The 12,912-nt window shown below is 39.0% G+C and carries 11 protein-coding genes; 3 read left to right on the top strand and 8 right to left on the bottom strand.

Features of this window, described 5'->3' with window-relative positions; translation table 11 throughout:
• Positions 1 to 26: 26 nt before the first annotated feature.
• The 6 genes from ACFO3G_RS09185 to ACFO3G_RS09160 are packed head-to-tail and all read right to left on the bottom strand — an operon-like array spanning position 27 to position 7,924.
• On the bottom strand, positions 27 to 1,118 hold the full coding sequence (locus tag ACFO3G_RS09185) for a S41 family peptidase (RefSeq protein ID WP_380080149.1): 1,092 nt from the start codon (positions 1,116 to 1,118) through the stop codon (positions 27 to 29).
• A complete protein-coding gene (locus ACFO3G_RS09180) occupies positions 1,115 to 2,056 on the bottom strand; it encodes a glycosyltransferase family 2 protein (RefSeq protein ID WP_380080147.1) in 942 nt (313 codons plus the stop codon). The genes ACFO3G_RS09185 and ACFO3G_RS09180 overlap by 4 nt, the downstream gene beginning before the upstream one ends.
• Positions 2,046 to 2,555 (bottom strand): 2-C-methyl-D-erythritol 2,4-cyclodiphosphate synthase, encoded by a 510-nt coding sequence (ispF, locus tag ACFO3G_RS09175; protein WP_380080145.1) that lies wholly within the window; start codon positions 2,553 to 2,555, stop codon positions 2,046 to 2,048. Before ispF ends, ACFO3G_RS09180 begins: the two co-directional genes overlap by 11 nt.
• A 23-nt stretch (positions 2,556 to 2,578) precedes the next feature.
• Positions 2,579 to 3,742, bottom strand: coding sequence for a type IX secretion system outer membrane channel protein PorV (porV, locus tag ACFO3G_RS09170; RefSeq protein WP_380080143.1), 1,164 nt, complete (start codon positions 3,740 to 3,742; stop codon positions 2,579 to 2,581).
• A gap of 58 nt (positions 3,743 to 3,800) precedes the next feature.
• The gene (porU, locus tag ACFO3G_RS09165) at positions 3,801 to 7,271 is read right to left on the bottom strand and encodes a type IX secretion system sortase PorU (RefSeq protein ID WP_380080141.1); all 3,471 of its coding nucleotides are present in this window, start codon (positions 7,269 to 7,271) and stop codon (positions 3,801 to 3,803) included.
• A 26-nt stretch (positions 7,272 to 7,297) separates the two neighbouring features.
• Positions 7,298 to 7,924: a fumarylacetoacetate hydrolase family protein gene (locus ACFO3G_RS09160; RefSeq protein ID WP_380080139.1), complete on the bottom strand. Its 627-nt coding sequence runs from the start codon at positions 7,922 to 7,924 to the stop codon at positions 7,298 to 7,300.
• Positions 7,925 to 8,165: 241 nt separating this feature from the next.
• Between ACFO3G_RS09160 and ACFO3G_RS09155 the strand changes: the two genes are divergently transcribed.
• On the top strand, positions 8,166 to 8,435 hold the full coding sequence (locus tag ACFO3G_RS09155) for a hypothetical protein (RefSeq protein ID WP_380080137.1): 270 nt from the start codon (positions 8,166 to 8,168) through the stop codon (positions 8,433 to 8,435).
• A gap of 603 nt (positions 8,436 to 9,038) precedes the next feature.
• Here the strand turns inward: ACFO3G_RS09155 and ACFO3G_RS09150 are convergent.
• The gene (locus ACFO3G_RS09150; protein WP_380080135.1) at positions 9,039 to 9,620 is read right to left on the bottom strand and encodes a superoxide dismutase; all 582 of its coding nucleotides are present in this window, start codon (positions 9,618 to 9,620) and stop codon (positions 9,039 to 9,041) included.
• 211 nt (positions 9,621 to 9,831) lie between these two features.
• Between ACFO3G_RS09150 and mnmL the strand changes: the two genes are divergently transcribed.
• Together mnmL and ACFO3G_RS09140 are read left to right on the top strand one after the other, a co-directional pair.
• Complete coding sequence (gene mnmL, locus ACFO3G_RS09145; protein WP_380080133.1) at positions 9,832 to 10,734, top strand: tRNA modification radical SAM protein MnmL/YtqA; 903 nt, start codon at positions 9,832 to 9,834, stop codon at positions 10,732 to 10,734.
• Between the two features lie 89 nt (positions 10,735 to 10,823).
• Positions 10,824 to 12,284, top strand: a complete 1,461-nt coding sequence (locus ACFO3G_RS09140; RefSeq protein WP_380080131.1) for a DUF3078 domain-containing protein — start codon at positions 10,824 to 10,826, stop codon at positions 12,282 to 12,284.
• 28 nt (positions 12,285 to 12,312) lie between these two features.
• Here the strand turns inward: ACFO3G_RS09140 and ACFO3G_RS09135 are convergent, their stop codons facing one another.
• The gene (locus tag ACFO3G_RS09135) at positions 12,313 to 12,615 is read right to left on the bottom strand and encodes a DUF1294 domain-containing protein (protein WP_380080215.1); all 303 of its coding nucleotides are present in this window, start codon (positions 12,613 to 12,615) and stop codon (positions 12,313 to 12,315) included.
• Between the last annotated feature and the right edge of the window lie 297 nt (positions 12,616 to 12,912).

The raw sequence follows: 12,912 nt of genomic DNA, 5'->3' as shown, positions 1-12,912 counted from the left end.
AGTCTAATTTAGATCAATCACACTTCTTATTTAAACCAAAATCCTGTCCGTTTGAGCTCTTCGTATTTATTATTGATGTAGGATATTGCCTCTTCTATTACATTATCAATATCCTTTTGTTCATCCTCTTTATTTAGCATGACCGTGTAATGTGGTGCAATTCCAAACTCAACATCTCTCATTTTAGCATCAAATGACCTTGATGAGGAGTATCTTACTCCCCATCCATTAGGTAATTCTGTAGACATAGGCAGTCCTGCTCCTCCTCCTGTATGATCACCAATTATGGTAACCAGAGGAAGGTCTTTCATCCTCATGGCAAAGTCGTTGGCAGCAGAAAAAACACCTCTATCAGTTAGTAAGACTACCGGTCTAAGCCATCTTACTCCCTTTTCCACAGGGTTGATGTACATGGGGTAGGGTTTTGAAAATTGATCGTGTTTAGGTCCTGTCTTATGACTGATATATCCAACCAGTGTTTTTTTGTTGATGAAGTGTGAAGCAAGCTTGTCTGCATAATTCATGTTGCCGCCTCCATTATCTCTAATGTCCAATATAATAGCCTTGCAATCTATCAATCTACTAAGCATACCATTGATATTCCCCTCTCCTATAGGAGATGAGAAACTATTGTAAACAACAAGAGCTATGCTGTCTTTGGCATGATTGTTATACTTTATCTTTTTGTATTTGAATCCTGCTGCAATTGAATAGTCATGCCCAAGGTATTTATCTCTGACATAAATGTTTAGATTTCTTGGATAATCGTCTTTCCAGTTCCAATATCTTCCATTGTTAAACGGAGTGATCAGGTTGACATGCCCATCTTTGAGTTCTCTGATTAGCATGGTCATGACTCTAAAAAGAGAGTCTGTAGACATCTTTGGACGCAGACTATCTACATATTTGTCATACATATCTCTCCATGTCGAATCTTTGGGCAGCTTGATATCAAAGTAGCAGTACCCTTTGTCCAACTCGCTCCAAAGAGCATCAAAATTTTCTTTTGGATTAGATGTATAACGATCCTCTGTGTCGCATGAAGATAAATAACCGGATAGAGATAGTATCACTACTATGCAGCTAAAAAGAGATAGGATAGGTTTTCGCCTGTTCATGTTTGTTTATTTTGTGTAATAGTAGGTTTTTCTACACGATGTAGGCTACTAATGTACAACAATTTATATGCTGAAAAAACCGTCATAGAAGGTTTCCTTCCACATAGATGTCTCTCCATGGAACTGTGAAATAGCTTCCATCCTACTCTTAAGATTGGAGTTATTCTCATCCTCTTCATCTTATTAAAAGTGTCGAGAAGTTTTATCTCACTGGATTTTAGTGTCACTCTATGACGATAAAGGTTGTCTACGTACCTGCGCGTTGTGGCTAAAAATTGCTCACTTGTCTCTTTTAGTTGATGTATGACCGGATTGTCTATGTGTATGATGGGGACTTCTGCCAATTTTAAGATATGACCAAACCTTGCATCTTCGTATCCCATTCCCATTTCGGGTGGGTAGCAAACGACATCAAACACCTGTCTTGTCGTCAGCATAGACATGGCAATGAATGACTTGTAAGGATCTTTGGCTCTCTCTTGAGCACTTTGAGATTCTATTCTGATACCATACTCATATCTTAGCAATCTGTCAGGAGTGACATCATTGGGATTATATACAAATCCGCCACAGACGACTGCGTTAGGCTCAAGGGAAGAGAGGTAATCTTTGATAAAGGAGTCGGACTGAGGCAAGACATCAGAGTCAAGTAGTAAGATCGTGTCCCACTTGGCCTGTTCTACGAGTCTGTTTCTCATTTTGCCGGCACCCAAATTTTCATGGGAATGGTATATCAATAGGTTTGCAATCTCCTTAGTCCACTTATCATATATCTCTTTCCAGTCTTTGCCTGAGCAATCATCTCCCAGTATAATCTCGTAAGGTATATTTAGTTCCCGAGCCTCTTTTGATAAAGTTTCGACAAGTTGTCTGCAGTTGTATCGAAAGACCGGAATAAGAATCGATAGTGTCGGAGTTGTGGAGGGATTAGTCTTCATTTGCTTTGTAGATTAAGACTATTGCAGAAGCCGAGATGCCCTCTTCTCTTCCCGTAAAACCAAGTTTTTCGGTCGTTGTAGCTTTGATTGAAATTTGATCGATCAAACAATCCATAATATTGCTGAGGCACTCTCTCATATTATCAATATGGGGGAGCAGTTTGGGCTTCTCAGCTGCAATGGTAAGGTCGGCATTTCCAATCTTGTAGCCTTCTTGGTGGATCATCATAATCACCTCTTTAAGAAGAATCTTACTATCTATCCCTTTATATTTTTCGTCCGAAGGGGGAAAATGCTTCCCTATATCACCGAGAGCACAAGCACCGAGGATTGCATCACATAGTGCATGAATGGCAACATCAGCATCACTATGTCCTTTTAATCCGTGGGTATGAGTTATTTTGATTCCTCCCAACCAAAGAGGAAGCCCCTCTTCTAATTGGTGTACGTCATATCCGTATCCAATTCGAAAGGGGCATTCAGAAAAATGTTTAGACATTATATCTTCTCGAAATATATGTATTACTTAAATAGATTAGCGATACCGTCCATATCAAAAGCCAGAGTAAATCTTAACGTTTGATCAAGAGGGTTGTTTTGAACAGTAGAGATCAAATATGAAGCATCCACGCGAAATACATTCATTTTGAATCCGGCACCACAAGTGAAGTATGAAAGATTACACTTTTCCGGACTTTGATAGTGATATCCGGCTCTTAAGAAGAATCTATTGTCATAGCTATATTCAGCACCCAAAGCCCAATTGATTTCCTTAAACTCTTCGGAGAATCCACCTTTGGCATCACCAAAACTTTTGAAAATACCGGATATAGAACTGGTGTTTTCGTACTTATCAATTTCTTTTTGATACTCTTCGTCCGATTCGTAATCCTCTTTGAACGGAGGGGTAGGGACTAAGAGTTTGGATGCCTCAACATTGAATGAAATAGCATTGTATTCGTCAATAGGGTAGAGGAGCCCGGTACCAATGTTTAGAGATGTGGGGATAAAACTGCTTCTCGAGTTGTCTCCAAATGATATCTTGGTACCTATATTCTTGATATTAAAACCAAAGGTCCATAAGCTTTCGGCGTCTCCAAGCATTACATATTTATTGAGGAAGCCGGCTACGTCTGCTGCAAATGCATTTCCTTTGCTGTCCCCGTCATACGAACTCTTATCCGAGTGGATATAACGCAGAGCTACACCCATAGAGAAGTTTTCGGATAGTTGTCGAGAATATCCCAGATCAATGGCAAACTCATTGGGGTGAGCTTCACCCATAGACTGGCCCATATTATCGAACATGGTCAATTTGCCCATGGTGAAATATCTTACTGAAGCACTAATTGCCTGATTATTGTCACTCCCTATTTGATAATATCCGGATGCTTGAATTAGTGCAATGTCATTGACCAATTTGGATAACCATGGAGTATAAGACAATCCAAAACCGGCTTTGCTTCCCATAAATGAGTATTTGGCAAGATTCCAAAATTGAGAGTAAGGGTCCGGAGTGGTTGAGGTTCCTTGGTCTCCCAAGCCGGCTGCTCTGGCATCTGGTGAAATCTGAAGAGAAGGAACTGCTGTAGAAACTACCCTTAGCTTTTGGGCTTTCGCTTTTCCGTTCAACAGCAACATAGATGCTGCTATTATCAAGATTGTCTTAGCTTTCTTTGTATTCATTTTGATTTGTTTATCTGATTTCTGTGATAATGTCCTACAAACGTACTAAAAAGGCTTTTTATTGTCGTTGAATAATAAGTTTACCTTGAGTTGTAGCCATCTTGTTTGTATCGTTTCCTAAGAATATTCTGTATACATATAGACCATCGGGGATTGCCGGATCAACTTCTACATTGAGGCTTGCTTCAGAGTCTGCCTCTGCTTTGACAAGCTCTTTCGGGCTTCTAAGAACAACTCTTCCGGTGAAGTCGTAAAGCTCAACGTAGCAATCCAGGTTAGTGCCCGGTTGGTTGGTCAGAAGTTTGAACGTAACATGGCTATCCCTGACAGGGTTTGGATTGATAGATTTAACCTCAACAGAAGGTTTGCAGTCTGATACAACCCTAAAGTCTATCGATTGGGTCTCTTCTTTGTTGTAAATATTCCAAACCGTAAATGTGGCTATATGGTCTCCTTCCGGGAGTTTGGGCAATACTACTGCTACTTTTCCTTTGCCGGCTTCTGTTTTAGAAGGAGTGTAATAATCATTCAAATTATAGGTCATGCCTGCTTTATTATCAATGGATAAGGTTATGCTGTGACCTGTCCCCAGTCCGGAATAGCTAATACCATATTTGTCGAAAAGATTAGCTACAAAGAGTGGCGTTTCATTAACGACCCCTCCTTGTTTGAAGTTTTCATCCCCAAAGTACATGCTTTCAATTGTGGGAGGAGGTACATCTTTGTCCTCCTCGGCCGTACCATGAACAATGGTGAAGTCTTTGCTTTGTCCCACAGCCTCTATCTTTTGTTTTGAGTCGTATGCAAAGAGCGAAATTCTACCTTCTGTACCATTGTAAATCAAATCCTTGGGAACAATGAATTCGGTTGTAAATTTACCCTCCTTGACATCAACAATACCAGCATAGATAATACTGGGATAGTCTTCAAAACTTCTGACTATAGGATTGCCATCGGAGTCATAGATAGGGATTGTCTCCATCGTTTGTCTACTATCATACACAGTGATGAAAAGCTGTCCACTAAAAGAATGGTCTTCATTGCCATCATGGTCTGTAATCACTCCCTCTAATTGGACATTTTGAAGCGCTTGAAGGGGAATTAGCTTCCCTTCACTTGCCGGACAGCTTTGACCATTGATACTTTTGAGTACCACATTGCGAGTTGGAAGTTTGATTCTTATCGCCGGATCTCCAAGTAGGGTGAAACTTAAGCTGTTGATTGTGTCTCTACCACTATAACTGGATGAGAGATTGTTTTTTGCTTCTGATAGAATGGTGCCCAAGAATCTTGTTTTGCCATTGGATACTTTGCCAAACATCTGTTTCATCATTGACTCATTGAGATCTCTGTTGGGGATGTCCATCACCACTCTGGTGGTTGTATATAAGACAGCTGCTCCACCTTTTTTATTCAAGAAGGCCTCTTCTCCTGCAGAGGTGGCAAAGTTGTCAAAGTTGGCAAAATCACAAGTCGCAGTAATCCAAATTGGAAGGTTCTTGTAATTCATAGACTTAACGGAGTTCATGGTAATGATTTGCTCATCACCCCAACCTTGTGGACCACCATGTCCATTATAATTAAGTAGGAGTATTCCCTTGTTGAGTGCATCGTGAAGCTTTTGTTTTGCTACCGGTACGGTTGTTTGTCCATTGACATTAATTCTTTCGAACATATCCATTGGAAGCCTTTCGATGATCATCGATGGGCATAGCTTCTGCAAGGCGTTTGCAATACTTCCACTTTGTGTGAAGTGGCTAAATCCATCACCATTGTCTGCCATAAAAACAGCTCTGTTTTTCCATGGACCCGGTTGTCTGTCTTCTGCGTAAGATATTGTTTTTGTAACGCAAGCTCTTGCTTGATCAAGGGTGCGAACAGGCATTCTTCCTATTCCAATTTGATAGTCTTGTGCTCCTATTTGTCTTGCTGATTGCTTTTCGTCCAGAGCTCCAAAGTAAGAGTCTGCAATATATGTATAGACATCAAGTGAATTGCAACTTTGGTAAGTAAGAAGAAACTCAATATCTCTCACTGCAGGCTGCTTCCACTCATTGGTGAGTTTCCTATTGTCATAAGCACCATCGCCAAAAAGAAGCAGTTGAATAGGGCAGATAGCCTGATTGTCGGAGTTATTGGATTTCCATCTGTCGTAAAATGTCTTTGCAAAGATTCTGTAAGCTGTGGCATCTGCAACTCCACCGGTATACTCATTAAACACTTCACTTTGAGTCGTTACGAGTACCTTCATCCCGTCAGCTTCTTCATGATATTTTGCTAGTCGTTTAGCTTCAGGAAGAAGAGCATTTGTAGATATGATAAGTAGATCTGGATTTTCAAATCCTTTTAGATCTTGGTTGCTGATCTCTCCAACTATGTCGGGTGTATAAGCATCCGAAAGTTTTGCTGCAAGATAAATGGCTCCATGATTTCCCGGAGCATCATCCGTAAAGCTTCCATCAGATTGTGTTGGGCATAGTTGCGGCTCTCCAACAACAGAAACCTTGATTACTTTGAGATTTTTGTCTGCATTTTTGACCATGTATTTGACAGCATCACCATGCCCATTCATGTCTTGTGGACTATAGAAGAGGGTTAGTTGGTTGCCGGGAGTGTAGGTTGTATTGCATAGAACATTAAGCTCATAATAATCCAGATAGCTTATCAGTCCCTTTTGAGAATAATTTAGACCAATCTGAAGTTGCCCGGGGCTGACTTTAATGCCCGGTGAATTGTAGCTGATCAAATCGTAGCCTTTGATGTAGTTTCCAAAGATCTCCCCCCCATGTGGAGTTTGATTGTATTGGATTGCTTTTTGTCCGTTGACATTTAGCTGTAAACTGACATTTTGCCCTGTCTTCTCTCTTCTTGCAACATATCTGAGGCATACTTTATTTACCTCGTATGCCCCCTGCGGAACTTTCTCATCGAAAGTATAATTTGTTTGGTATGTCAAAGGCTCTCCAAACAGCTGCCTCCCGGAATATGCAAGTGATACATTGTCTTTTTCGTGAACAACGACAGCCCTGCTTACAGCCTGTGTCGTGGAAGAAGCTTTTGAGGCAATTTGCTTCATCATTAGAGGTGCTTCTGCATCCGATAGAAGCATATAAACATCGTTGGAATAGATATTTGTGGTATGGGAGAAAATGTCTTTATCGCTGTTGTAATACCAAGTTATAAGACCGGGTGCATAGAAATACAATGTGTTGTTTTCTTGTAAAACAGGTACCTGTGGAATGTCGGTAGCTCTAAAGCGATTTAGATTTTCGGGTAATAATGCCCCTCCATATCCATATACACCTACGGATTGAGGATTGTCAAATCCGATTTTTTTGAGCTCGTCAAAGGTAATCTTATATAGTCCTCCCGTAGGTTTAAGTTTTATCTTAACCCATTTGCCGCTCTTCATTACTGAAGATTCTTTTTGTCTTGGAAAGCCTTCAGAAGAAGCCTTAGGAAAAGATTGTCCCTTTATGTTGAAGATGCATAAGGCAAATAGAAGAGGTAAATATCTTAGATATCTCATTTTATGTCAATATTAATTGGCGTTATTTACTTAACGCTAAAGGTGAACGCTTTATTGTTTGCGATATAACCTTCGATTTGTTGACCTATCTTGATCGGACCCACGCCGGAAGGAGTGCCACAATATATGAGGTCTCCCATTCTGAGCGGAAAGATTCGACTGGCCTCGGCTATCAGTCGGTCAATACTAAAGATCATATCCTTAGTATTCCCCTTTTGTACCACTTTACCGTCAATGTTTAGGTGAAAATCAATATTATTGACGTCCAAAAACATCTCTTTAGGAAACCATTTCCCTACAATGGCAGAGTCTTCGAATGCTTTGGAAGTCATCCATGGAAGACCCTTTGCTTTTGCTTCTCTTTGAAGGTCTCTGGCCGTTAGATCAAGTCCAACCGTTATTTCGCTATAATAGCGATGAGCAAATTTTTCGTCAATATATTTCCCTATTCGATCAATTTTGACGACAATCTCAGTTTCGTACTCAATCTCATTACTAAGATCAGGATAGAAAAAAGGAAACCCATCACGATGTACGGCATCTCCTTTGAGAAAAAATATGGGAGATGTTGGAACATCTTTTGAAGTGTCCAACTTTTGGGACATTTCATCTATATGCTTTATATAATTTTTGGCTACAGCTAATATTTTCATAGAACACAAATTTATGTATTTTGGACAAACAAACCTCACGGATTTGAAAGCTCTTTGTTGAGATGTTCAATAAACGCTCATTATGAATGAACCGAAAAGAATTTTCATTGCTTCAAGGTATAAATCAAAATGTGATAAACAAAGGATTGTCTTATCTGTATTTTCAACCTGGTCTATCTGGAGAGTCGTTGCTAAAGTAATTACTTTTGAGTATCTTAGCTATTCGTAAAGTATAAATTCCATGGAGATAAGCATACTACTAACCATACTTTTGATTTCTATTACGCTTGGAGGAATACTCCTTCGAAGGGGTGAGGTATGTCTTATCGAGATGGAACAAATCTGTGCCCTTTCAAACATCAAATACAATCCCAAAAATACTTTTTGTCAAGGAGCTGTGAAGTTCGTAATGAAAGAGGTTTATTTGTTAAATATTATTACTGCCCATGATGCTCCAAAAGGGGCTCAAGCAACTCCTATTTATATCGATTTTCACACCTATTGGGGTTAGGGGAATCTGACCCTGTACGCACTTTGCCCGTTTTATTAGTACGAAACGGGCTTTTTTATGCGCTATTTTAACAAATAAGCTCGCGCGAGAAGCAATCTATTCTCGCGCGACTTTCGATCTGATCTCGCGCGACCTTGACATGCGAAGTCGCGCTACTTCAGGTGCAACCTCGCGCGAGTTTAGGTTCAATGTAGCGCGAGAATGGATTGCAAGTCGCGCGACCTTCCAAAAAAGGCGGCCTAAAAGCAATTTTTAAGTGGGCGAATGATAAATTAAAAACTCTGTTTACATAATTTAATATATTACGGCTCCTATATATTCTCCTTCTGTCTGTTATTATAGGGAAAATACCCTCCTTTAAGGTCAAAAATGGGCTGTTTTTATTCGAAAATAGACCTTGATATATTTACATTATTTATCTAATTATATGTGGTTTAGTGGAAATACATCATCTTGTTTTTGCTTCATAGAGCATCAAATTGGGTCAAATAATAGCCTAAAAATAGTAAGGGCTGCACCAAATGATTTTGGCACAGCCCTTTTATTGCGAGTGAAAAATCAATGTTTTTCACCTCAAGTTATCATCTTGCTTTAAGAAAACAATTAGTATCTCTTAGCCACTTCATCCCAGTTGATGATTGACCAAAGCTCTCCAATCTGAGCAGCTCTTCTATTTTGGAAGTCAAGATAGTAAGCGTGTTCCCAAACATCAAAACCAAGGATTGGCTTCATGCCATTTTTGAGAGGGTTGCTACCATTAGCCTCTTTGGTGATAACCAATTTGCCGTTTTTGTCGGCAGCAAGCCATGCCCATCCTGAACCGAATAGAGTAACAGCTGCGTTAGTCATTTCTTCCTTAAACTTCTCAAAGCTGCCGAAAGCATCTTCAATCGCTTTGAGCAATTTGCCTTCAGGCTTTGCCTTTGCTTGGCTTTGTGGGCAGAACTGAAGGAAATAAAGATTGTGGTTTACAATCTGTCCGGCATTATTGAAAATACCGCCTTCAGCCTTAGCAACAATTTCTTCTACCGGCATATTCTCATATTCTGTGCCGGCAATTAGCTTATTGAGATTGTCTACATAGGTTTGTAGGTGCTTACCGTGATGAAACTCTACTGTTTCTTTTGAGATTACAGGAGCAAGTGCATCATTGGCATACGGCAGTGTGATTAGTTTGTGTGTCATAATTCTATCTTATTTTTAGTGATAAACAATGTTATTGCTTACATAATAATTATCTTAGAAGATGGTAGGTGTAAGCATCTCCTCCCATGCATCTATCAACTACTCCAAAGGTATATATAGTTTATTAAATAACCTTTTCATATCATCTATAATGTAATAGTTTTTATTGATACAGTGTGAATAAAAAGCTAATCAACTTATCTTTGTCCTTATGAAAGAGAATATGCTTTATAGAGACTTTGCATCTTTTATGTCAGAGTATTTTCCGGGTAAGAAGGTGCAAAAGATATCTTTGGACTTGATTCACAACTGCCCCACACGAGATGGAAGCTTAGGACGAGGTGGATGTACGTATTGCAACAACAAGAGTTTTAGTCCGGCTTATGCTTTGTCTCATAAGTCTGTGACAGAGCAATTGCAAGAGGGGATTAGTTTTTTCTCTCATAAGTATCCGTCTATGGAATATCTGGCCTACTTCCAGGCTTATACATCCACTTATGGCGAGGTCGAAAAACTCAAAGAGATGTACTTAGAAGCATTGTCTTACCCCGGTGTTGTTGGTCTTGTCATTGGGACCAGGCCGGATTGTATGCCGGATAGTCTTTTGTCTTTTCTCAGTCAGCTTTCTAAAGAGTATTTTGTCTTAATAGAATATGGTGTTGAGTCTACAATTGATCGAACACTTGAACTCGTACAGCGAGGGCATACGTTTGAATGTAGCAAAGAAACTATTTTGCGTACACATGATTCGGGGTTGCTGTGTGGAGCTCATCTGATCCTTGGTCTTCCTGGAGAATCAAGAGAAGATATGCTCAGTCATGCACAGCGTTTAAACGATTTACCTATTTCAACGTTAAAACTTCACCAGTTGCAGATTATTAAGGGGACTTTGATGGCACGGGATTTTGTGCTTCATCCCGATCGCTATCATTTGTTTACTGAAGATGAATACGTCGATCTTTGTGTAGATTTTCTTCGTCAACTTCGCCCGGATATTGTAGTTGAGCGATTTGTTTCATCCTCTCCTAAGGATATGATATTGGCTCCGAAGTGGGGAAAAAAGAACTATCAGTTTGTTGAGTTGATTAAGAAACGCTTATTAACCTCCAAATAGTTTATTGATAGAATCTATCTTTATGTTTTGCAATAGCTTCAAAGGAGCATCTTAAAGTGTTTCTTACCTTTGTCTAAAATAATTGATTTATGAAACGAGAAATATACATATTGTTCTGTGTGCTAATTATGTCTTTGGCAAGTTATATCCATATGAATGGACAGGTTGTCGATATAATTACTTTGGCCGACACCTCTGTTATCAACAGTTCGTATTATGTGCCAATTATTGATTCGGATTCGGTAAATGATAGGATTCATTCAGATTCGGTACATAATGCATTGAAAAAGCACAAAGTAGCCGATCCCATCAAAGAAAAATTGAATTATTATTTGAATGGTGGATGGCCAAATCCGAGTGCTCGTACTGTAGCTACTCGTCTTTTTACAGAACGCTTGAAGCTTCCCCTTGTCGTTTTTCCAATGGATAAGAAACTCGAGAAACCACAACTTCCCACTCATTTGAATTTTGCAACAAACCATTCGTCAGAAGATTTTTTCCACAATCAACCCATCGGACTTGATCAGATGGAGATACAAGATAGGATCTTGAATGATATGTTTAAAAATAATATGTGGGATTTTGCATACACCAAATCTTATCTTGATAATTATAAGTACGAAATCAAACAGGTTGAACCGGAGAAGGTCAAACTTTTTAGTGAAGAAGAGTATGCTAATACAGACAAGGCCGATAATCCTCTTTCAAATATGGAAGATGCTTTCAATAAGCGAAGATATTGGAGTACAGTCTATGAAAGTACGTTGCAATTTTCTCAAAATTATGTCTCTTCCAACTGGTATAAAGGAGGATCCAGCAACTTAAATCTCTTTAGTAGAAACTATTTTACTTTTGAGTACAATAGAGAAAAAGTAAAGTGGTTTAATGAGTTGGAATATAAACTTAGTGTATATAATTCTCAAGGAGATACCGTAAGAAAGTATAGAGTGGCAGATGACTTGCTGAGATTTCATACCAACTATGGTTATAAAGCTTATTCCAATTGGTATTATTCGGCCGATGCTGAAGTTAGGACGCAGCTGTTTAATGCAAACAAAGAGAATTCGCATGATTTGCAGGCAGCTCTTTTCTCTCCTATTACACTCGACTTTGGTCTTGGTATGAAATATGAACTGGCAAAAAAAAGTGAAAAGGTTTATGGTCGCAAACTTAAATTGTCGCTCAATATAGCTCCCTTTGCGTACAATATGAAGTGGAGTGCTCGTAAGAATATAGATCTCGCTCGTCACGGATTTAAAGATGATAAGAATTATCTGTATCAATTTATTTCAAGTTTCAAAGCAGAGATGCGTTGGGACTTTAATATGAATTTGAGCTATATATCGCGATTGTATTATACCACTTCCTATCATGATGCAAGGGTAGAGTGGGAGAATACCATCAATTGTGCTTTGACGAAATACCTTTCAACAAGATTCTATTTCTATTTGAGATATGATGATACAACCAATCCGAGTACCAATTGGGGAAGGTACTTGCAAATAAATGAATTGGTAAGTATTGGTCTAAATTATAGGATTGGAAAGTAGTGATCACAATGAATAGAGTTACTTTGATTTAGTAAACTCGGTAAACTCTAAAATACAAGGCAGCTGCAATCTGCAACAGCATAATAAGTGGAATCCCGTATCTAAACTTTTTGTGCAGTGTCTTGTGCCTAAATATATACATACCTGTAAGTGCTCCAATGGAGCCACCTAAGACAGCCATCATAAGAAGTGTGGATTCTTTGATTCTCCACCTTCTTTTGATGGCTCTTCTTTTGTCTATGAAGAAAAGCCAAAAGGATAGCAGATTGATGACCATTAGGTAAGATCCTAAGATTAGTTCTGATACCGAAAGATGATATAGATTGTACATTTGTTCCAAATAGAAATGTCTTTTTAATTCAAAATGTCTTTAGAGCATTGGGTCGGAAAATATGATCAAACACTTAAAAGATCGCATTATGAATTGTTGTGGAGACTTTATTGTGTGCCAAAAATAAGCAAAAGCAGTCACTAAAGAGCAGTAAAAAGGGGACTCATCCTTGATATGAACCCCAAAAGTTAGACTCAAAACTTTTGGGGTTTATTTATGGAATCAAACAAAAAGAAAAGACGAAAGCATAGTTATTATGATCGTCTCCGTTACATGCATATGTTGGAGGAAGGATAT

The organism is Falsiporphyromonas endometrii, assembly GCF_042654485.1.
In the GTDB taxonomy this organism is placed as follows: Bacteria; Bacteroidota; Bacteroidia; order Bacteroidales; family Porphyromonadaceae; genus Porphyromonas; species Porphyromonas endometrii.
The sequence above is the reverse complement of the archived record's forward strand: the minus strand, read 5'-3'. Positions and strand labels throughout refer to the sequence as shown.

Coding starts and splice junctions, on each gene's coding strand:
- ACFO3G_RS09185 (WP_380080149.1), bottom strand. CDS start 1,118: ATGAACAGGCGAAAACCTATCCTATCTCTTTTTAGCTGCATAGTAGTG.
- porU (WP_380080141.1), bottom strand. CDS start 7,271: ATGAGATATCTAAGATATTTACCTCTTCTATTTGCCTTATGCATCTTC.
- porV (WP_380080143.1), bottom strand. CDS start 3,742: ATGAATACAAAGAAAGCTAAGACAATCTTGATAATAGCAGCATCTATG.
- ACFO3G_RS09180 (WP_380080147.1), bottom strand. CDS start 2,056: ATGAAGACTAATCCCTCCACAACTCCGACACTATCGATTCTTATTCCG.
- ACFO3G_RS09150 (WP_380080135.1), bottom strand. CDS start 9,620: ATGACACACAAACTAATCACACTGCCGTATGCCAATGATGCACTTGCT.
- ACFO3G_RS09135 (WP_380080215.1), bottom strand. CDS start 12,615: ATGTACAATCTATATCATCTTTCGGTATCAGAACTAATCTTAGGATCT.
- mnmL (WP_380080133.1), top strand. CDS start 9,832: ATGAAAGAGAATATGCTTTATAGAGACTTTGCATCTTTTATGTCAGAG.
- ACFO3G_RS09140 (WP_380080131.1), top strand. CDS start 10,824: ATGAAACGAGAAATATACATATTGTTCTGTGTGCTAATTATGTCTTTG.
- ACFO3G_RS09155 (WP_380080137.1), top strand. CDS start 8,166: ATGGAGATAAGCATACTACTAACCATACTTTTGATTTCTATTACGCTT.
- ispF (WP_380080145.1), bottom strand. CDS start 2,555: ATGTCTAAACATTTTTCTGAATGCCCCTTTCGAATTGGATACGGATAT.
- ACFO3G_RS09160 (WP_380080139.1), bottom strand. CDS start 7,924: ATGAAAATATTAGCTGTAGCCAAAAATTATATAAAGCATATAGATGAA.